At 56.2% G+C, this 20,032-nt stretch carries 21 protein-coding genes; 7 read left to right on the forward strand and 14 right to left on the reverse strand.

All coding sequences use genetic code 11. From position 1 onward, the window contains the following. Positions 1–47: 47 nt before the first annotated feature. Entirely contained in the window at positions 48–1,172 is a 1,125-nt protein-coding gene (locus A7P97_RS02970) for a polyamine ABC transporter substrate-binding protein (RefSeq protein WP_067530331.1), read from the reverse strand. A 501-nt stretch (positions 1,173–1,673) separates the two neighbouring features. Between A7P97_RS02970 and A7P97_RS02975 the strand changes: the two genes are divergently transcribed. From A7P97_RS02975 to A7P97_RS02995, 4 genes are all read left to right on the forward strand, one after another. Continuing rightward, on the forward strand, positions 1,674–2,402 hold the full coding sequence (locus tag A7P97_RS02975; protein ID WP_067530332.1) for a metal ABC transporter ATP-binding protein: 729 nt from the start codon (positions 1,674–1,676) through the stop codon (positions 2,400–2,402). 22 nt (positions 2,403–2,424) lie between these two features. Beyond that, positions 2,425–2,769, forward strand: coding sequence for a hypothetical protein (locus A7P97_RS02980; protein WP_082887578.1), 345 nt, complete (start codon positions 2,425–2,427; stop codon positions 2,767–2,769). 170 nt (positions 2,770–2,939) lie between these two features. Further along, positions 2,940–3,812 carry a metal ABC transporter permease gene (locus A7P97_RS02985; protein ID WP_067447770.1) on the forward strand — a complete coding sequence of 291 codons (873 nt, stop codon included), beginning with the start codon at positions 2,940–2,942 and terminating at the stop codon, positions 3,810–3,812. Positions 3,813–4,303: 491 nt separating this feature from the next. Next, positions 4,304–5,230 carry a metal ABC transporter solute-binding protein, Zn/Mn family gene (locus A7P97_RS02995; RefSeq protein WP_197474181.1) on the forward strand — a complete coding sequence of 309 codons (927 nt, stop codon included), beginning with the start codon at positions 4,304–4,306 and terminating at the stop codon, positions 5,228–5,230. A gap of 107 nt (positions 5,231–5,337) precedes the next feature. On the opposite strand, the gene A7P97_RS03000 is transcribed toward A7P97_RS02995, so the two are convergent. From A7P97_RS03000 to ilvD, 7 genes are all read right to left on the reverse strand, one after another. Further along, a complete protein-coding gene (locus tag A7P97_RS03000; protein ID WP_067526754.1) occupies positions 5,338–5,664 on the reverse strand; it encodes a hypothetical protein in 327 nt (108 codons plus the stop codon). Positions 5,665–5,801: 137 nt separating this feature from the next. Continuing rightward, entirely contained in the window at positions 5,802–6,383 is a 582-nt protein-coding gene (locus A7P97_RS03005) for an SH3 domain-containing protein (RefSeq protein WP_067530334.1), read from the reverse strand. A 149-nt stretch (positions 6,384–6,532) separates the two neighbouring features. Further along, positions 6,533–6,844 carry a hypothetical protein gene (locus A7P97_RS03010; RefSeq protein WP_067530335.1) on the reverse strand — a complete coding sequence of 104 codons (312 nt, stop codon included), beginning with the start codon at positions 6,842–6,844 and terminating at the stop codon, positions 6,533–6,535. A 51-nt stretch (positions 6,845–6,895) separates the two neighbouring features. After that, on the reverse strand, positions 6,896–7,378 hold the full coding sequence (locus A7P97_RS03015; RefSeq protein WP_067530336.1) for a hypothetical protein: 483 nt from the start codon (positions 7,376–7,378) through the stop codon (positions 6,896–6,898). 117 nt (positions 7,379–7,495) lie between these two features. Continuing rightward, the gene (locus tag A7P97_RS03020) at positions 7,496–8,332 is read right to left on the reverse strand and encodes an ion transporter (protein ID WP_067530337.1); all 837 of its coding nucleotides are present in this window, start codon (positions 8,330–8,332) and stop codon (positions 7,496–7,498) included. A 213-nt stretch (positions 8,333–8,545) separates the two neighbouring features. Continuing rightward, complete coding sequence (locus A7P97_RS03025) at positions 8,546–9,064, reverse strand: SH3 domain-containing protein (protein ID WP_067530338.1); 519 nt, start codon at positions 9,062–9,064, stop codon at positions 8,546–8,548. Positions 9,065–9,206: 142 nt separating this feature from the next. Then, positions 9,207–10,988 carry a dihydroxy-acid dehydratase gene (gene ilvD / locus A7P97_RS03030; protein ID WP_304438625.1) on the reverse strand — a complete coding sequence of 594 codons (1,782 nt, stop codon included), beginning with the start codon at positions 10,986–10,988 and terminating at the stop codon, positions 9,207–9,209. A gap of 460 nt (positions 10,989–11,448) precedes the next feature. Between ilvD and A7P97_RS03035 the strand changes: the two genes are divergently transcribed. After that, positions 11,449–12,849: a Na+/H+ antiporter NhaC family protein gene (locus A7P97_RS03035; protein ID WP_067530339.1), complete on the forward strand. Its 1,401-nt coding sequence runs from the start codon at positions 11,449–11,451 to the stop codon at positions 12,847–12,849. Positions 12,850–13,342: 493 nt separating this feature from the next. Here the strand turns inward: A7P97_RS03035 and A7P97_RS03040 are convergent, their stop codons facing one another. Genes A7P97_RS03040 through A7P97_RS03050 form a run of 3 tightly spaced genes read right to left on the reverse strand, consistent with a single transcriptional unit; the run spans position 13,343 to position 15,409 of the window. Then, positions 13,343–13,789 carry a biopolymer transporter ExbD gene (locus A7P97_RS03040; RefSeq protein WP_067530340.1) on the reverse strand — a complete coding sequence of 149 codons (447 nt, stop codon included), beginning with the start codon at positions 13,787–13,789 and terminating at the stop codon, positions 13,343–13,345. A 4-nt stretch (positions 13,790–13,793) separates the two neighbouring features. Then, a complete protein-coding gene (locus A7P97_RS03045; RefSeq protein ID WP_067530341.1) occupies positions 13,794–14,450 on the reverse strand; it encodes a MotA/TolQ/ExbB proton channel family protein in 657 nt (218 codons plus the stop codon). 38 nt (positions 14,451–14,488) lie between these two features. Next, positions 14,489–15,409 (reverse strand): energy transducer TonB, encoded by a 921-nt coding sequence (locus A7P97_RS03050; RefSeq protein WP_067530342.1) that lies wholly within the window; start codon positions 15,407–15,409, stop codon positions 14,489–14,491. Between the two features lie 554 nt (positions 15,410–15,963). Here A7P97_RS03050 and A7P97_RS03055 point away from each other — a divergent pair. Next, positions 15,964–17,301, forward strand: coding sequence for a sodium-dependent transporter (locus A7P97_RS03055; protein WP_067530343.1), 1,338 nt, complete (start codon positions 15,964–15,966; stop codon positions 17,299–17,301). Positions 17,302–17,422: 121 nt separating this feature from the next. On the opposite strand, the gene A7P97_RS03060 is transcribed toward A7P97_RS03055, so the two are convergent. Beyond that, positions 17,423–17,950, reverse strand: coding sequence for a DUF1870 family protein (locus A7P97_RS03060; protein WP_067530344.1), 528 nt, complete (start codon positions 17,948–17,950; stop codon positions 17,423–17,425). A 19-nt stretch (positions 17,951–17,969) separates the two neighbouring features. After that, positions 17,970–18,746, reverse strand: coding sequence for a ThiF family adenylyltransferase (locus tag A7P97_RS03065; protein WP_067530345.1), 777 nt, complete (start codon positions 18,744–18,746; stop codon positions 17,970–17,972). Between the two features lie 142 nt (positions 18,747–18,888). Here A7P97_RS03065 and A7P97_RS03070 point away from each other — a divergent pair, with 142 nt between their 5' ends. Further along, positions 18,889–19,353, forward strand: a complete 465-nt coding sequence (locus A7P97_RS03070; RefSeq protein ID WP_067440722.1) for a universal stress protein — start codon at positions 18,889–18,891, stop codon at positions 19,351–19,353. 103 nt (positions 19,354–19,456) lie between these two features. On the opposite strand, the gene A7P97_RS03075 is transcribed toward A7P97_RS03070, so the two are convergent. Further along, positions 19,457–19,879 carry a hypothetical protein gene (locus A7P97_RS03075; protein ID WP_067530346.1) on the reverse strand — a complete coding sequence of 141 codons (423 nt, stop codon included), beginning with the start codon at positions 19,877–19,879 and terminating at the stop codon, positions 19,457–19,459. Positions 19,880–20,032 lie beyond the last annotated feature (153 nt).

A 20,032-nucleotide genomic window follows, 5' to 3' on the forward strand; every position in this document is an offset into this window, starting at 1 on the left:
GGGATTGCTGCTTTCAGGTAGCCTTTTGTGGTTTGCTTGTCTTGCCGTTATTTAATCGCCATCAGCCTTTGATAAAGCTGGGTCATCAGGCGGCTGGTGTGCGGGTCTTTGGGCAGGATGACGAAGCTGTTGGCTATGGCTTCTTCGCTGGGGAAGATGGATTCGTTGTTGCGGTATGCCTCGGGCATCAGCTCGCGGGCCGGTTTGCTGGCGGGGGCATAGGTCACGAAGCTGCCGTTGGCGGCGGCCACTTTGGGGTCGAGGGTGTAGTTGATGTATTTGAGAGCGTTGGCAGGGTGGTGCGCGTCTTTGGGAATCATCAGGGAGTCGATCCACACCGCCAGGCCGTTTTTAGGCACGAGCACTTGGATGTCGATGCCGTTGCCGGCTTCGATGGCACGGTTGCGGGCGATGTTCAAATCGCCGCCGTAGCCTACGGCCACGCACAGGTTGCCGGCGGCGAGGTCGTTGATGTAGGTGGAGGCGGTGAAGATGCGGATGTCTTTGCGCACGGCGCGCATCATGTCGGTGGCCGCTTGCAGGTCTTCGGGCTTGGTGCTGTTGGGGTCTTTGCCTAAATAGTTGAGCGCCAAGGGATATTGCTCGAGCGGGCTGTCGAAATAGGAAATGCCGCAGGATTTGAGTTTGGCGGTGTATTCGGGGTTGAACACCAAATCCCACACGTTTTCGGGCATGGGCTTGCCACCCAAGGCTTTTTGCACCATTTGGGTGTTGATGGCCAGCGTGTTGATGCCCCAGAAATAGGGCACGGCGTATTTGTTGCCGGGATCCACCTGCTCCATCAGTTTGAGCAGCTGCGGGTCGAGATTGCTGTAGTTGGGGATTTGGCTTTTGTCGATGGGCTGGTAGGCGCCGGCTTGGATTTGGCGGCCTACGTTGGAAATGGAGGGCACCACCAAATCGTAGCCGCTGCTGCCGCTGAGTATTTTGGCTTCGAGGGTTTCGTTGTTGTCGTAGTAGGCGGAGCGGATAGTGATGCCGGTTTTTTCGGTGAAGGCGGTGAGGGTGGCGGGGTCGACATAATCCGCCCAGTTGTAGAGGTTGAGCAGGTTGGCGTTGTCGCCTTCGGGGGCGGAGGCTTCGCTTTGGGCTTGGCCGCCGCAGGCAGCGAGCAGGCCGGCGCAAATAGCGAGCAGGAGCAGTTTCTTCATTGTTATTCCTTGGTGGGCGGGGAAGGAAGGGTAAGTAGGCGCAAGTATAGTGAAGTAAAATAAGAATGCTACTGCGTTGGCTCGCCTGGCTGTACTAGCTGTACTGTCTGCGGCTCGCCGCCTTGTCTCATTCTTATTTTACTTCACTATAAATTTCTCATTATAGCCAAACGCCTGGCTCCTTCATACCTCGGGCCGGGCAGGGCACGGCGGCGTGATTGGGGCAACTGCGCTGTGCGGCAAGTATTTTTCAATATTGCCAACAAATTGGCACTTTGTCTGCACTAAATTAACGCAGCGGCATTTTCTGCCTGCTTTTCAGGTAGCCTTCCGGCTATGGAAAAAGCACATGTTATAGAGTATCATGCCGCCCGTTACAACATAACATTCAGCACACACTATGCACTCTTGGTTACTTCGCGGCGCCGGCAGCCGTTTGCTTTTGGCCGTATCGCTCATCGCCCTGATGCTGGGCGTGTTTGCCTGGACGGGTGCGGCGCTATGAGCATCGTGTTCGACAATCTCACTGTGAGCTACCGCCGCCATCCCGCCGTGCACCACATTTGCGGCGAATTCGCGCCGGGCAGCATGTGGGCGGTGTTCGGCCCCAACGGCGCGGGCAAATCCACCCTGCTCAAAGCCATCATGGGGCTGTTGAAAATCAGCACCGGCAGCGTGCAATGGCAAGGCCTCGCCCGCCGCGACATCGCCTATCTGCCCCAGCAATCCGATATCGACCGCAGCCAGCCCATTTCCGTGTATGAGCTGGCCGCCATGGGTTTGTGGTATGAAATCGGCTTTTTCGGCGGCACCAAACCCGCGCAGCGCGAACGGGTGCACGCTGCGCTCGAGCGCGTGGGCATGGCCGATTTCGCCCGCCGGGGCATCGGCCAACTTTCCAACGGCCAATTCCAGCGCGTGCTGTTTGCCCGCATGCTGGTGCAGGACGCCAAATTCCTGCTGCTGGACGAGCCCTTCAACGCCGTGGACGCGCGCACCACTTACGAATTGCTGGAAGTATTGCGCCAATGCCGCCAAAACGAAGGCCGTGCCGTGATTGCCGTGCTGCACGATTATGAGCAGGTGCGCGCCTACTTCCCCCACACCTTCCTGATTGCCCGCGAAAAAATCGCCAGCGGCGCCACTGCCGATGTGCTCACCGAAGGCTACCTGAAACAGGCTACCGAAGCCATGCACCGCACCGAACCGCGCGAATGGTGCGCCGCTTGAGTTTTCAGGTAGCCTGAACGCCATGTTTGCCGCCACCGTTGTTTTCTTCCGAAACCGCAGCGAAGATTTCCCCGCCCAAGCGTTCCCGCAGCGCATCCGCAGCCGCCCGCACTTCCCCGCCGAAGGCTACCGCCCGCACTTCGCACCCAAAGGCAGCCGCGACATGCTCGGCATCGTGTTTGCCGCGTTCGAGCACACCCGATTCGGCGAGCCGCTGCAAGCCGGGCTGGACTACCTCTACCCCGGCCGCGTGGATTATTCCGCCCTGCGCCCCGGCACGGAATTTTGGATTATGGAAGGCGGCACTGCCGTGGGCGAAGGCGTGATAACCCACAACGACAGCCCGCCCGCTATGCAGGCTACCTGAAAACATGAGTTGCCACGCAAATGAACAATATAGTGGATTAACAAAAATCAGGATAAGGCGGCGAGCCGAAGACAGTACAGATAGTACGGCAAGGCGAGCCAACGCTGTACTGGTTTAAATTTAATCCACTATAAAACCCAATCCATTTAACACGAATAAGCGCACACACCATGACCCTCTCCCAGCTCCTGATCGAACCCTTTGCCGACGATTTTATGCGCTATGCCCTTGCCTCCGTGCTGTTTCTGGCCGTGGGCGCGGCGCCGGTGGGCGTGTTTTTGGTGATGCGTCGCATGAGCCTGGTGGGCGACGCGCTCGGCCACGCGGTGCTGCCCGGCGCGGCGGCGGGCTATATTGCCGCCGGTTCGCTCAGCCTGCCCGCCATGAGCTTGGGCGGTTTTGCCGCCGGGCTGGCGATGGCGCTGCTCGCCGGCTTGGTGAGCCGCCACACCAATTTGAAGGAAGACGCGAATTTTGCCGCGTTTTACCTAGCCAGCCTGGCCTTGGGCGTGGTGCTGGTGAGCAGCTACGGCAGCAATGTGGATTTGCTGCATCTTTTGTTCGGTTCGGTGCTGGCGGTGGATACGCCGTCGCTGATTTTGGTGCTGTGCGTGAGCGCGGTGTCGGTGTTGACGCTGGCGCTGATCTACCGCCCGCTGATGCTGGAGAGCATCGACCCGCTGTTTCTGCGCGCGGTAAACGGGCGCGGCGGACTGTGGCATGTGCTGTTTTTGATGTTGGTGGTGCTGAATTTGGTAGCCGGTTTCCAGGCCATCGGCACGCTGATGTCGGTGGGCGTGATGATGCTGCCGGCGATTACCGCGCGGCTGTGGTCGCGCAGCATGGGCGGGCTGATTGCGCTCGCGGTGCTGATTGCACTCGCCTGCAGCTTCTGCGGCCTGCTGTTTTCCTACCATGTGGATATCCCCTCCGGCCCGGCGATTATTTTGTGCCTGGGCGGCGTGTATGCCGTGTCGCTGTTTATCGGGCGCGAGGGCGGGATGCTGCCGAAATGGTGGCGCGGGAGGCATTTGCGGACGTAGTGGCCGGCAGCTTGAAGGCTACCTGAAAATGCTCTGCGAAACTAAATTCTTAGTTCATATAGTTTTAGTGATATTTTGGATTTCGAGACAAATTATTTTTTGGGAAGTCTCACCATCTCCTACCCTATTCGCTTTTGCGCCTCATGCCGGCGCGGGGCACTTCCTTTCTTTGCTTCGCCAAAGAAAGGAAGCAAAGAAAGGCGACTGCGGGCACAGGTTTGGCTCCGCCAAACTTCCCTCCCTCCGCACGGTTTTTCGGGCGGGCTCGCAACTTGCGGCTGCGCTGCTTCGGGCATGCAAGCCCTTGTTTCCCGAAAAACCGCGCTCCGTTCGGCTGTGCCAGCAGGGGGCGCTGCATTGTACGTTTGTGGTGAATTTTCTGTTTTGAAATTCGCACATTAGTAAAAAGGCTACCTGAAATCTTTCAGGTAGCCTCACGGACGAGCCGGAAGGCTCATATGAAAACCAAACATAAGGAGTAAAAGATGAAATTGAAGCATTGGAAACTCGGCCTGATTGCCGCGCTGTTTTCCGGCAGCCTGTATGCCGCGCCGCTGGAAGTGGTGTCGAGCTTCAGCATTTTGGGCGATGTGGCCAAGCAGGTGGGCGGCGAGCGCGTGAACGTGAGCAACCTGGTCGGCCCCGACCAAGACGCGCATGCCTACAACCTTACCAGCCGCGATATGCAGCGCATCCGCAATGCCAAGCTCGTATTGGTGAACGGCTTGGGTTTTGAGCAGGCTGCGGTGATGCGCGGCATCCGCCAAAGCGGCGTGCCGTTTGCCGAGGCCACCAAAAACATCCAGCCGATGAAGGCCGAAGACCACGATGAGCACGATCACGACCATGACCACCACGGCCACGGTCATGACCACGGCCACCACCATCACGGCGAATTCGATCCGCACGTGTGGAACGACCCGGTGCTGATGAAAACCTACGCCCAAAACGTGGCCGACGCGCTGATTAAAGTCGACCCGCAAGGCCGCGCTTATTATCAGCAGCGCCTCAGCGGCTACCAAGCCCGCCTCGATGCCATGCACCAATGGGCGCAAACCCAATTCAACAGCGTGCCGCAGGCACGGCGCAAAGTGCTCACCGGGCACGATGCCTTCAACTACATGGGCAAACGCTACCGCATCGAATTCATCGCCCCGCAAGGCGTGAGCACCGAAGCCGAGCCTTCCGCCCGCCAGGTTTCCGCCCTAATCCGCCAAATCCGCAGCCAGGGCATCCGCGCCGCGTTTAGCGAAAACATCAAAGATTCGCGCATGGTGGAACGCATCTCGCGCGAAACCGGTATCCGCGTAAACGGCAAGCTCTATTCCGACGCCCTGAGCCGCGGAGCTCCCGCCGCCACTTATGAGCAAATGTTCCGATACAACGTGAACGCGCTGGTAAATGCGATGAAGCAGTAGTGTTTGAAACAGCATAGTAAAGGCTACCTGAAAACCGATTTTTTGGTTTTCAGGTAGCCTTTTATGATGGTGGAAACAAAGCAGTGTGGCATCAGCTCACGATGAAACTAGCCGCTTACGTTTAAATGGGCATCGTATGGTTCGGAATGTTCCGCTACGATTTGCTGCAAATCGCGCATCAGGCGGTCGATGGTTTGAGCGTATGCAACAGCATCGAGCTGGGAGAGCAGGTCTAATTCATCGAAACACTCAATAATGCTCTGCAATTTCGGCGGGCAGTAGGGCAAGATTTCATCATAATTTTTCGGCATGCGTAATGTCCAAATGCCTGCTTCCGGCGAAATGACTCCCGATTTGATGGCGCTCAATAAACCGAGCGCCAAGAAGGCGATATAGAGCGTGGGATTTGGGGTGCGGATATGAAGGGTAGGCATGATGATTGGGGAGTTTGGCGAGCCGCAGCAAGCAACTAGGCGATCAGTTTGGCACACTCATAGCCAAATTAATGCGCTGAATAAAGTTTCAGGTAGCCTGCATGATGTGGCAGGCTACCTGAAAGTTTCTTTGCCATTTACTGCCCAGCTTCCGGCCTTATCTGGCTTTTGTGCACATAGCCGTAATAAGCTGAGGTGACTATTCCCCATCTGCCGATTACGCCCACGAAATGCCAGTTTCCTTTACGCTTGGCGGGGAATTCGATCACTCTTGTGCCGTTGGCGAAACGCCCCACCATACTGGAACGGTTGCCGGCTTTCCGGCGTATATTGGCCGAGCCATCGGCGCTGTGCACGGTATAAACATGGCGCAGGCTAACCTGGCTTTGGTGCACATAGCCGTTGATGATGCGCCGCTCCGCCGGCTGGTTTGGCCGCAAGGCCAGCCGCACGCGGTACCACGCGCCACTTTTGCCGAGGATGGCGGCTTCGCTTTGATTGTCGCAAACGGCAAGGATGGCGGCGCGGGTGTTGGGACGGGCACGGATGTTTACTCTCTTGCCGCCGTCGGTAACCAAATAGGTAGTGGGTTCGGCTTCGCCGGTTGCTACGGAGGACAGGCCGCAGCTATCGGGGGCAACATGGGCGGCGGCAGTGGTGGATAGCACCAACAGCACGGCGGCAAGGGCAGAGGTGCAGGTATGCAGTGATGAAAGCATGGGCTTGCTCCTGAGTTGGGTTGATTGGAGGAAATTCGTTACGATTTCACCTGCCGCCATCATATCTAAATTGCCGTGCCAGATAAAGTTTCAGGTAGCCTGTATGGCGATACAGGCTACCTGAAACTTTAGATATACACAGGCTGCGTTTATGCGGCTCTCAACAAGGGCGCAACATAATCCCGCCATTGCAGGGCCAGGCCGGCATTGATTTCGGTGAGATTGTCGAGGAAATAGAACAACGGCGGGTCTTGCACGCCTTCTTGGCTGGCCAATTCTTCGTTCCATGCGGCTTCCCACAGGAAAAAGCCCATAGCCGCTTCTTGGCGGCGCAGATGGGGGATGCTGTTGAATTGGTTTCTTTGATGTTGCCAATGCTGCCTGCATTTTTCTGCCAGCTCGGCAGAGGAAATTCGGCTTTGGAAAAAGGCGCGGGTAGCGGCGGGATAATCGAACAACATTTGGTGGCTTTGGCTGTAGGGGCGGACGTATTCCTCTAAAAAGCCCAGCGATTACAAGACGGTTTCCTGCATCGGCACGCGCTCGAACAGTTCTGCTTCATCGCACCAATCCTCTACCAAAATGGTTTCAAACCCTGGGTATGCCTGCAACTCGGCCAGCTGTTCGGGCGTAATCGGCCGGATTGCGCCGATATCGTTTAAGCGCATTTGGCGGTATTGGGCAAATGCTTCAGGCAGGTTGGCATCATATTGTGCCAAAGCGTGAAAAAAGGCGGGCTCGTGCGTTTTTTGGGCGTAATCCGCGGTATAAGGCGCGAGGAAATTGCGTGCGGCCAGCAGGGTGGGCAAATCGCTGCCAGGCGGGTAGTGCGGAGTGGTATGGGTTTGCGTCCATTCGCTTTGGGGGCAGAGGAGATAGCCCCAAGCGCGTTGGTGGGCTTCGTAGAGTTCGCTTGTATCCCATCTGCTGCCGCTATTGAGCAAAGCGGTTTCAACAAAATCGAGGCAGATGCGTAGGTGGAGGGCGGCGGTCATGGCAGATTGCTCAATCTCAATAGGGTAGGGCGAAAGCAGGCATGGGCCGGCAAAGGCTAGCTGAAAAGCGGGATCGTGCGTTTCAGGTAGCCTCTGCGGCCAAACAGGTTACCTGAATTATTTTGCCTGCTGTTCGCGCAACAATGCTTTGATTTCAGCCATTTCTTGATGCAGGCGCGCCAGCTCGGCGCTGCTCACCAAGATTTGGCCTGTTTGTGGCGTTTCGGGCTGGTGTTCTGTATCTGGGTCGGTGGAATGTAGGTTCGACATGGTATCCACAATCACAGCCACGAATAAGTTCAGCATCACAAAGGCAGACACCAAAATAAACGGCACGAAAAACAGCCAGGCGTTTGGATAGGCTTCCATCACAGGGCGCACAATGCCCATCGACCAGCTCTCCAGCGTCATCACTTGAAACAGCGTATACAGCGATTTGCCCAGGCTGCCGAACCATTCGGGGAAGCGTTCGCCGAAGAGCGTGGTGGCCATCACTGCGCCCACGTAAAACAGAATGCCCATCAGCCCCGCAATCGCACCGATGCCCGGCACGGCCTGCAAGATGGCATCGGCAATACGGCGCAGCTGCGGCATGCGGTTGATCAGCCGCAGCACGCGTAACACGCGCAGCGAGCGCAACACCGAAAGCGCGCCTGCATTGGGCAACAGCGCCACGGCCACCACGAGGAAATCGAAAATATTCCAGCCGTCGCGGAAAAAACGCCGCCCCAAAGCAACGAATTTCGCCGCCAATTCCACAATAAAAATAATCAGCGCGGCCATATCCAGCCAATGCAGCAGCGCGCCGCAACGCGCCATTACGGCGGGTGAGGTTTGCAGGCCGAGGATGATGGCATTTAAAACGATGATGAGGAGGATGGCCAGCTGGGTGGTTTGGTGCAAAACAACGGCACCGATTTTTTGCCGCCAAACGGCAGGAGAGGTGTGTGTCATGATTTGTGTGAATGGATAAGGATTAATAATTGGCTGCCTGAAAGCAGGTAGTAGGATGAAACAAGATGATGGAGAAGCCTGTATGGCCAGCTTTTCCATCGGGTGTATTGTATCAAGTTTTTCACTACATTGAAGCTTAACGATTTCAGGTAGCCTGCATAGTAATACAGGCTACCTGAAAGTTTGTGTTGCAACAAAGTGAAAACCTAGCGGCTATTGGCAGTGCCCCGATGTTTCCCGCCGCAGCTGGCTTTTGTGGATGAAACCATCCATCGGTTTGGCAATATATAGCCAGTCGCCTTCATTCCACTCTGGGAGCACCCATACCCGCGTGCTCGTGCGCAGTTGACCAGTTTGTATCCTTGTCCCAGCATTGTCTTGGTCTTGCCGTTCTGTGCGGACATTGGCATAGCCGTCGCGGCTGCTCACAATATAGCTATGCAGTAGATGGCCCTGGCTTTTATGGATATATCCCTCCACATGGCGGCCGCCATATAAACGCCGAACGTGCAACCAGTTTCCTTGTTTGCCCAAAAGATCCAGTTTCTCTTCGTCATCGGCCAATTGCGCCAGTATCCGGCTTTGTGTGGTGGGCTGGGCACGCAGATTCACTTTATCGCCCGATTGCATATCCGGATTCGGCACCACACAGGTTTGTGCGGCTGCCGACAAAGAGAAGATTGCCAATACAACTGCTGCAATGGATGGTAAACGCCATACAGAATGTCTCATGATGCTCCTCCTTTGGTTAACTAACCAGCTAAAAATCAAGGCATTTATATTGTATCTCATATCTATTTGGGTGGGTAATGAAATTCAGGTAGCCTGCAAGCAATACAGGCTACCTGAAAATGGTTTACAGCTTTAAAACCAATCAACGTTCCACTTGGCTCACATCACGCACCGCGCCTTTGTCGGCTGAAGTCGCCATGGCACCGTAGGCGCGCAGGGCGGCGGAGACGTAGCGGTCGCGGTTTTCCGGTTTCCAGGCTTTGCTGCCGCGTGCTTCCATTTCGGCGCGGCGTTTTGCGAGTTCTTCGTCGGACACTTTCAGATTGATGCTGCGGTTGGGGATGTCGATTTCAATCGTGTCGCCTTCGTGTACCAAGCCGATGGCGCCGCCTTCTGCCGCTTCGGGCGAAGCGTGGACGATGGAGAGGCCCGAAGTGCCGCCGGAGAAGCGTCCGTCAGTCAGCAGGGCGCAAGCTTTGCCCAAGCCTTTGGATTTCAGGTAGGAAGTCGGATACAGCATTTCCTGCATTCCCGGGCCGCCTTTGGGGCCTTCGTAGCGGATGATGACGATATTGCCGGCGACGATTTGGTTGCCCAAAATGCCTTCGACGGCGGCTTCTTGGCTTTCAAACACGCGGGCGCGGCCGGTGAATTTGAGGATGCTCTCGTCCACGCCTGCGGTTTTCACCACGCAGCCGCGTTCGGCGATGTTGCCGAACAAGACCGCCAAACCGCCGTCTTGTGAGTAGGCGTGTTCGACGTTGCGGATGCAGCCTTTTTCTCGGTCGAGGTCAAGGGTTTTCCACATTCGGTTTTGCGAGAACGCTTGGGTGGTGCGCACGCCGCCGGGCGCGGCTTTGAAGCGTTCGATGGCGTGGGTGTTTTCGGGATTGGTCACGTCCCATTTTTCAATCGCGTCTTTCAGCGTCGGCGCGTGGATGGTGTACACGTCGGTGTGCAGTTTGCCCGCTTTGTCCAATTCTTTCAGGATGGCGAAGATGCCGCCGGCGCGGTGCACGTCTTCCATATAGTAGTCGTGGTTGTTGGGCGCGGTTTTGCAGATGCAGGGTACGACGCGGCTTAAGCGGTCGATGTCGGCCATTTTGAAATCCACGTCCGCTTCGTTGGCGACGGCGAGCAAATGCAGGATGGTGTTGGTGGAACCGCCCATGGCGATGTCCATGGTCATGGCGTTTTCAAACGCTTTTTTGGTGGCGATGCTGCGCGGCAGCACGGTTTCGTCGTCTTGCTCGTAATAGCGTTTGGTGATTTCGACAATCATACGGCCGGCTTCGAGGAACAATTCTTTGCGGCCGGCGTGGGTGGCGAGGTAGGAGCCGTTGCCGGGCAGGGACAGGCCGAGCGCTTCGGTCAGGCAGTTCATGGAGTTGGCGGTGAACATGCCGGAGCAGGAGCCGCAGGTCGGGCAGGCGTTTTGTTCGACTTCTTCAACCTGTTGGTTGCTGACATTGTCGTCCGCCGATTCAATCATCGCGTCAATCAAATCCAAGCGGCGTTCGGGCTGGATGTTGGCCACGCCGATGACCTTGCCTGCCTCCATTGGACCGCCGGAAACGAAGATGGTCGGGATGTTCAGGCGCATGGCGGCAATCAGCATTCCCGGGGTAATTTTGTCGCAGTTGGAAATGCACACCAGCGCGTCGGCGCAGTGGGCGTTCACCATGTATTCGATGGAGTCGGCAATCAAATCGCGGCTGGGCAGAGAGTACAGCATGCCGCTGTGTCCCATGGCGATGCCGTCGTCGATGGCGATGGTGTTGAATTCTTTGGCGATTGCGCCCGCTTTTTCGATTTCACGGGCAACCAGTTGGCCCATGTTGTGCAGGTGGACATGGCTGGGGACGAATTGGGTGAAGGGGTTGGCAACTGCGATGATGGGCTTGCCGAAGTCGGTTTCCATCACGCCGGTGGCGCGTCACAATGTGCATGTGCCCGCCATATTGCGGCCGTGGGTGGAGGTTTTGGAGCGGTAGTCTGGCATGGTTGTGTCCTTGTTTAATATGGTGATTTATAGAATATTTGGGGCTACCTGAAAACGGCTAAAGGTGGCGTTTTTCAGGTAGCCTTTCGGTTGGGGCGTATTTTAGCCGAATCGGGCGGGCTTGTTGCAAGTGCCGCTGCAGAATATGATGCGCTATTTATTTGCTCAAAACGCTATAAATTTGCCATTTTATAGCCGTTATAGGCGTTTCAATATGATTCCAAACCGTTTTCAGGTAGCCCGAAACACAAATCGGGCGAATCTGTGCCCGTTTAAAACGGGTATTGCTGATGCCGGGATTGCCTTGCCGGGTGGGAAATGGTAGTTTGGCAGCCTCTTTACAAAATTTGTGGCACAAACTGCCAAGTTGAAGCGGGAGGAGATGGAAGTGAACGAAACAAAAGAAGCCTTATTGGAAATGCAACCGCGCGAGGCGGCGGTGATGGCTGCGCTGGCGGTGGCCGTGATGGGCATTACCATGATTCATTTCGGCTGGGTACCGCATTTGTCCGTGATTCTGGTGCTGTGCGGGCTGCTCGGCTTCGGCAAGGCCAAGGGGCTGGATTTCGGCCGTATGCAGCTGAGCATGGCGCGTGGTGTGCTCTCCGGCATCGGCGCGATTTATCTCTTCTTCTTTATTGGCTTGCTGGTATCGGCGCTGATGGTGTCCGGCGCAATTCCCACGCTGATGTATTACGGCTTCGAGCTGATTTCGCCGCAGTTTTTCTACCTTTCCGCCTTCGTGCTCACTTCGATGGTGGGGGTGGCCATCGGCAGCAGCCTCACCACCTGTGCTACCCTGGGCGTGGCCTTTATCGGTATGGGTAGCGCGTTGGGTGCCAATCCTGCCGTGGTGGCCGGGGCAGTGGTGTCCGGCGCGTTTTTCGGCGACAAAATGTCGCCCATTTCTGACACCACCAGCATTGCCGCCTCCATTGTGGGTATCGATTTGTTCGACCACATCCGCAATATGATGTACACCACCATCCCCGCCTGGCTGATTACCGCGCTGCTGCTCTGGCTGCTCTCCGGCCATACCGCCGCCGCCGATTTAAGCAGCGTGGCCACCTTCCAAACCCAGCTGCAGGCCAGCGGCTTAGTGCACGGCTACACCCTGTTACCTTTTGCCGTGCTGATCGTTTTGGCCGTGCGCCGCGTGAACGCGATTTACACCATCATCATCACCATTGCTGTTTCCCTCGTGCTTACCTACCTGCACAGCAGCCCCAGTATCGAACAGCTCGGCGGCTACTTCTTCAACGGTTACGCGCCGCCCGAAGGCACCGATTTGGGCAATGTGGCCAAGCTGATTTCGCGCGGCGGCATCGGCAGCATGTTTTTCACCCAAACCATCGTTATCCTCGCCCTCAGCCTCGGCGGCCTGCTCAACGCCCTGGGCATCCTGCCCGCGCTGCTCTCCGGTATCGGCCATATGTTGGCCAACGCCGGCCGCGCCACCTTCACCGTGGCCGCCACTTCGCTGGGCGTAAACGTGCTCATCGGTGAGCAATACCTCAGCCTGCTCCTGGCTGGCAACACCTTCAAGCCCATCTACGAACGGCTCGGCCTGCACCCGCGCAACATCGCCCGCACCGTGGAAGACGCCGGCACGGTAACCAACCCACTCGTGCCTTGGAGCGTGTGCGGCGTGTTTATCCACCATGCCCTCGGCGTGCCCGTGATCGATTATTTGCCCTACGCCTTCTTCTGCTACCTCAGCCTGCTGCTCACCCTCGTGTTCGGCTTCACCGGCTTCACTTTGAGCAAGAACGAGGCAGCATAAACGGCATAGCACCGCAAACTATTGGAAAAGGCTACCTGAAAAGTGTAAGGAAAGTTTCTGCTTCGCACTTTTCAAGTAGCCTTTTGCCAACACGGAGCGCTGCCTGAAAACATATGGCAAGCCAACCGAACTTTCGATCTGGCGGCAGAGAGGGCGCAACAAGGGAAGGGCAATTTGAAGTCGGTGCGGCAATGCCGGCCTGCGGCGATATAAAAGACAAGGAAGGCTGCGGCTCGCTACGCTTGCCTTGCCCTGCCTCATCATCTGTTGCTTGAGTTTCATAAAAAATTGCCCTTGGTCTATGACACAAGGGCAATCTTTGCTTACTCGAATGCAGGCTGGCTGTCAAGCAACCGCCTAAAATACTGTTCAGATTGGTTTTTACTGCTTGCCCCTATTGTCGGGGCGTAATATAAGGCTACCTGAAAACGCAGCGCAGCAAAATTTCTGCGCTGCGTTTTCAGGTAGCCTTATATTAGCTCAAGCGGTCGGGTTACTGCTGCGGCTGGGCGCGTTCTTTCTCTTCGGTAACGAAGCCGACTTTGCTCAGGCCGGCATCGCGCACGGCGCTGAGGGCTTTTTCCACGTGGTCGAACTGGGCGTTTTTATCGGCGGCAATGGCAATCACTTGGTCGGGATCGGTTTTGGCCAGCTCTTGCAACTGGCTTTCCAAGTCCTGCAGGCTGATTTTCTCGCCTTCGGCCAGGTGGTAGCTGCCGTCGGCGGCAATGGAAAGGCGTAGCGGGTCTTTGGGCTGGGCGGCGTTTTCCTCCACCTGCTTGGCCGAGGCGGTGGGCAGTTCCAGCGGGATGGAGTGGGTCATCACCGGCATGGTAATCATGAATACAATCAGCAGCACGAGCATCACGTCCACCAGCGGGGTAACGTTGATGTCGGCCATGGGCGAATCGTCGCCGCTGTTCATCGAACCGAAGGCCATGCTCTTACTCCTTATTGTTCATAATTTTAACGTGCAAATCGTAGGCGTAGGCATCCATATCCTGCACCACCTGTTTGTTGCCGAACACGATGAAGTTGTAGGCCAGCACGGCGGGGATGGCGGCAAACAGGCCGATGGCGGTGGCCACCAGCGCTTCGCCGATGGGGCCGGCCACGGTGGCGATGTTTACCTGGCCTTGCAGGCTGATGTTTTCCAGCGCGTGGTAAATGCCCCATACCGTGCCGAACAGGCCGATAAACGGAGCAGTGGCGCCTACGGAGGCGAGAATGGTAAGGCCGCCGTTGAGACCGCGTTTGGCAATGTTCATTTTATGGCGGATGTGCTGCACCAAATAGTCACCCAAAGGGATGCTGGTGAGCTGGCTGGCGGGGTTGGCGCGATATTGGCGCGCGGCCTGAATGGCAGATTCGGTGAGGTCGGCCAGCGGGGAGGGATGGGCTTTGGCCAGGCGCAGCATGTCATCGAGCGAGGCCACGGTGGCTACGGACTCAATCGTGCCCCGATTGGCGTGGCGCACTTGGTGCAGGCGGATGCTGCGCATGATGATAATCCACCAGGTAAGGACGCTCATCAGCACCAGCAGTATAAATACGGTTATCAATACAATGTCGCCTTGGGCGAAAACATGTCCTAAATTCATGATATTCCTAATGTTAATGATGAAATTGGATAATTGGTTTAGTTTGGGGCTTTAAACCGCAGGGTAAAAGTATAGCTTTGGCGCATGGGTTGGCCGTTGCGTTTGGCCGGTGTGAAGGTGTAGCGTTCGCGTACGGTTTTTTCTGCCGAACGGGCGAATAGTGGATGGGTGGCGGAGACCACTTCCACGCTGGATGGCTTGCCGTTGGCTTCCACCATCACGCGCAGTTTCACTGTGCCGCTGACGCCTTCTTCTTCTAGTTGCGGCGGGTAGGGTGGTTTCGGATTGTTCAGGTAGCCACCAAGGTGGGTGGGCGCGCTGTCGCCGCCACCTCCGCCGCCGGTGCCCGAGCCTTTGCCGTCGCCGACACCGCCGCCTTCGCCACCTCCACGGCCACCACCTTTGCCGGGACCTTCCCCATCGCCTTCACCTTGGCCGTGACCTGTGCCACGACCGCCGCCACGGCCTCCGCCTTCTCCGGCAGAAGGCGTGCCTTTGCCACCACCGGCACTTGCGTTGGCGCCATGGCCTGTGTTCGGGTTGGTAGGGGCAATCGGCCGTTCAGGCTGTGCCTGCGGCTTGGGCTCGGGTTTTGGTTCGACAGGTTTGGGCTGAACGATATCGGCGGGTTTGTCTTGCCGTTCCACCGGTTTGATTTGCGCGCGCTGCTCTGGAACAGGTTTGGCTGGCTGCGGCTTGGACTGCTCTGGTTTGGGCGCTTCGGGTGGGGTTTGCTCCGGCGGCCCGGCGGGCTGCTCGTCTTCAGATATGGTGTTGCCACCCGTACCGCCGCCGCCCCCGCCGCCGCCGATCTCGCCGAGATCAACAAAGCTTAGCCCTGGCGGCTCAGCCGGCAGTTCCGGGGGCTTAATCGAGATCAGCAGCCAATACAGCAGGGCATGAGCGGCAATCACGAATAAAAGCGCGGCCGGGGATAAAAGACGGTTTTCGGTTTGCATAATAGGGCGGCATATTAGTGCGAACTATTTCTGTTTGCAAGGAGTTTCTATTTGATTGTTTAAGTGTCAGGTGTTTTCGCCAAAAAGCGTGTTTCAGTAGGGGTGACGTGGAAGTGTGGATGACTTATTCTTTTATCGCTAAAGCACTTCACTTTACTATTTGCGTTGGCTCGCCTTGCTTCACTCCTGTATTGTCTGCGGCTCGCTGCTTGGTATGAAAAAATAATTGCTTTAGCTATAGATTGGAGACTGCCTAAAATTTCAGGTAGCCTTTGTGGTACCTGTTTTTTAATCAGCTAAAACTGGCTATATTGGTATAACTATCTGTTTGATAATCAAAAATGTAATATATAAGCAATAAACTTGCTATTTAATCTTTTATATAGCATAAAATGCTATAAATATAGAAAATAACAATCAACAGTGTCTGCATGCCAGCCGATTTGGGCAGGAAAACTGCGTAATGCGGCAGCGGCGCAGTTTTGGCGGCAGTTTGGATGTTTATTTCTGTTAAAATCGCTCTATTCTGAATCGTTTTGGATTATTGCAGTTTTATGAAATCCCCTGCTTCCTGGTCGTCTAAAATCGGTTTTATCTTATCTGCCGCCGGCTCTGCCATCGGCTTGGGTGCAATTTGGAAATTCCCCTACACCGCCGGCACCAACGGCGGTGCGGTGTTTGTGCTGATATTTTTGATTTTCACCGTATTGGTGGCCTTGCCGGTGCAGCTGGCCGAGTTTTATATAGGCCGCAAGAGCGGCAAAAACGCAGTGGATGCGTTTAAAACGCTCGCGCCGAACAGCCTGTGGCCGTGGATCGGGCGCATGGGTGTGTTTGCCTGCTTTATTTTGCTGTCGTTCTACAGCGTGGTGGGCGGCTGGGTGTTGAATTATGTGGTGCACGCATTCGATGGCAGCATTCATCCGAATGCGGATTTCGGTGTGCTGTTTGGCAGTACGATTTCCAGCCCGGCAGGCCCAATCGCCTATCAGGGGCTATTTATGTTGATGACGGTGTGTGTGGTAAAAAGCGGCATCGCGGCGGGAATCGAACGGGCGAACAAATACATGATGCCTGCGCTGTTTGTGTTGCTGCTATTGCTGGCGGTGCGTTCGCTCACGCTGGATGGCGCGATGGCGGGCATCTCCTTCCTGCTCAAGCCCGATTGGTCGCACTTCACGCCGCAAACCATGCTCACCGCACTGGGGCAGGCCTTTTTTGCGTTGAGCTTGGGCGTGTCCACCATGATTACTTATGCCGCTTATTTGGACAAAAAACAGGATTTGTTCCGCTCCGGCAACAGCATTATGTGGATGAATCTGCTGGTGTCTTTGTTGGCTGGTCTGGTGATATTTCCCGCTGTGTTCGCCCTCAACTTTGAGCCGGGGCAGGGGCCGGGGCTGATTTTCGTGGTGCTGCCTGCCGTGTTTATGAAGCTGCCGCTGGGGCAAATCCTGTTTGCCGTGTTTATGCTGCTGGTGGTATTTGCCACGCTTACTTCCGCCTTCTCCATGCTGGAAACCGTGATTGCCGCAGCCATCCGCGAAGATGAAAGCAAACGCAGCAAAACCACCTGGCTGATCGGCACGGCGATTTTTATTGTCGGCATTCCCTCCACGCTCTCGTTCGGCGTGCTCTCCGAATGGAAGCTGTTCGGCAAAACGCTGTTTGACCTGTGGGACTACATGATTACCGCACTGATTATGCCGATCAGCTCGCTTTTGGTGGCGGTGTTTGTGGGCTGGATACAGCAGAAGAGCGATGTGTTCGAACACATGCGCGAAGGCAGCAGCGTGCCGCAAGCCGTGATTGCGCTGTGGTTCAATGCATTGCGTTTCCTCGCGCCGGTGGCGATTTTGCTGGTGTTTGCCAATACGTTGGGCTGGATTTAGCGGCTTTCAGGTGGCCTTATGGTGGGATTCCTATAACTGAAAGTAAATCGGCAAGCCTTAGTCGCTACGGGATGCAGTAGGGTAAAGCAATGCTGTGGCAACGATAGAGCTTTCTCTAATATTAAGTAAGCGGTAAAAAGGCTACCTGAAATTTCAGGTAGCCTTTTTTAGCGCCCATATCACCGGTTTGCTCAAATTGCTCTTGTGCCCAGCGTTGGCGATTGTCGGGGGTGTCGGCGGATTGGGCTTGCCCCTGTCGCCAGTTGCGGTAGGCTTCGGCATCGAAGGCAATCACCCGACCACCCATGGCGGCTACTTCACCGGCCACGCTTTGGCTGATGCGCCAAGAGGCCAGGTCGGGGCAGGCGTTTGGTTCGGGATACCATAGCACCACCACGGCATTGCCGCCCTGCATTTGGACTTCGATTTGTTCGGCATACTGGTCGATGGCTTGGTATTTCTGGTTGAGGCGGGTTTCTACGGCGCGAACCACGTGTAGGGGGATGGGGGCGGCACCGTTTTCCCATTGTGCCCATTCTTCGGCAGAAGCGCCGTGGGGGAAATCGACATTGGTGGCAAGAGCTTGGCCGGCTTCGGCTTGGGTGAGGCCGAGATTGCGGCGCAGGGCTTTGAGTTCGATGGGGAACATGGTTTTCCTTTTGGGCTGGTTATTTAACTTGTGCGGCCAAGTGTTCTATCGCTGCCTGTGCGCAAAACAGGCCGAAGGCGGCGGTAACCAGCATGCTCGCGCCGTAGCCAGCGCAAGACAATCCTTGCGGTGCGGCATCGGTTTCGCAGGCGGCACCGGTTTGCGGCGGGGTGATGTTTTCTTCGGAATAGATGCAGCTCACTTTCATGCGCTCTTTCGGATCACGAGGAAAGCCGTGGCGGCGGCGCAGGGTGTAGCGCAGGTTGGAAAGCAGCGGGTCGTGGGTGGTGCGAGCGAGGTCGGCGCGGCGGATGAGGGCGGGGTCGCGCTGGCCGCCCGCACCGCCGGACACCACAAAAGCTTGCTTTTTCGCTACAAAATGGGCGGCCATGGCGGCTTTCACACGCACTTGGTCGATGGCGTCGATCACAAAATCAAACGGCTCGGCAAATAAGGTTTGCACGTTTTCCGCATCCACAAAATCTTCGATTTCATGCACGGTGCAGGCGGGGTTGATTTGCAGGATGCGCCGGTGCAGCGCGGTTACTTTGGGCAGGCCGAAATTGTCGGTGAGCGCGTGGAGCTGGCGGTTGGTGTTGGATTCGGCCACGTTGTCCAAATCAATCAGCGTGAGCCGGCCGATGCCGCTGCGCGCTAGCGCCTCCACCGCCCAAGAGCCCACGCCGCCCACGCCCACCACGCAAACATGGGCTTGGGCAAAGCGTTGCAGGGCGGCAGAGCCGTAGAGGCGGGAAATGCCGCCGAAGCGGCGCTCGTTTGGGGCGGGAATAATCATCGGGATAAGTCAAAAAACAGGTAGAAAAAATGGCACATTCCGTGCATCGGTATTATACTGTAAACGTATCAGGAAGCGACCCGTCCGGCGGCTGTAGCCTCTGCGCGGAAGCATTGAAATATCGTTCACTAGGAGAAAGCTTATGTATCAACATATCGTGATTGCAGTAGACGGCAGCCGCACTTCCCAACACGCGCTCAAACAGGCCTGCGGCCTGGCTCAGTCCACCGGCGCGGCACTCACTTTGGTGCATGTGGCCAACCCCGCCGAATACGTGGCCACCGTTGCCCCCGAGTTTTTGCAGTATGAAAACTACGAAACCGCCGCCACCGAACAAGGCAACGCCATTTTGGACGCCGCCATCAAACAGGCGCGCACCGCCTTGGGCGAAGATGCAAAACTCGGCCGCCACCTGCTTGTGATCAGCAAAAATGCACGCGATATGGCCAAAAGCCTGGTGGATTATGCCGCCGAGCAGAAAGCCGACCTGCTGGTGCTGGGCACACACGGCCGCACCGGCCTGATGCATCTCCTGATGGGCAGCTTCGCCGAAACCGTGATGCGCGAAACCCGCCTGCCGCTTTTGATTATCCGCCGCGAAGCATAAGGCTGGGGATGTAGGCAGGATTAGAGGCTACCTGAAAGTTTCAGGTAGCCTCTTTTGATATTGCAGTAGGTCGGGCATTGATGCTCGACCTATGCGTTTGGCTTTAGATTTCGTTGCAGTTAATCCGCCATTCCTTGGTGTATTCCCAATGGTAGTCCACCACGATGTCGTTGGCGTCGGTGTAGTAGGTTTGGTAGAGATTGCGCCCGTAGCAGACGTCAGCGTAATAGGTGGTTTGGCCGGTGCCTATGCCAGGGTTTCGGTAGGTGCCGAGGTTTTCCCGGCCGGCGTAGCGGGTGCGGTAGTATTTGTAGGTGTAGGCATAGCGGTTGTTGCCTACTCTGCTGCGGCCGGAATTGGGCTGGCCGCCGTGTTCGCGGAATACTTCGTTGATGTGCTGGCCAACTTGGCGTTTCATGTTGTCGTCTACTGAGGCGCAGCCGGCAAACAGGAAAACAGCGCTGGCAACTAGGCAGAGTCGCAACAGGTTTCGGGCGGGGTGTGCAGGGGGCGGATGGGCTTGCATGGTTGGTCTCCTTGCAGGTTGAAATTAAGGAAATAATACCAATGGCGGGATGTGCTGACAAGAAGGCTGCCTGAAACTTTCAGGCAGCCTTCTTGGTGGTTTTGCATATTGTTTGACCTATGGCAATTTATTGTTGCGATAGTTCTGAAAAAG

The sequence above is a fragment of the Eikenella sp. NML070372 genome (assembly GCF_001648415.1).
In the GTDB taxonomy this organism is placed as follows: domain Bacteria; phylum Pseudomonadota; class Gammaproteobacteria; order Burkholderiales; family Neisseriaceae; genus Eikenella; species Eikenella exigua.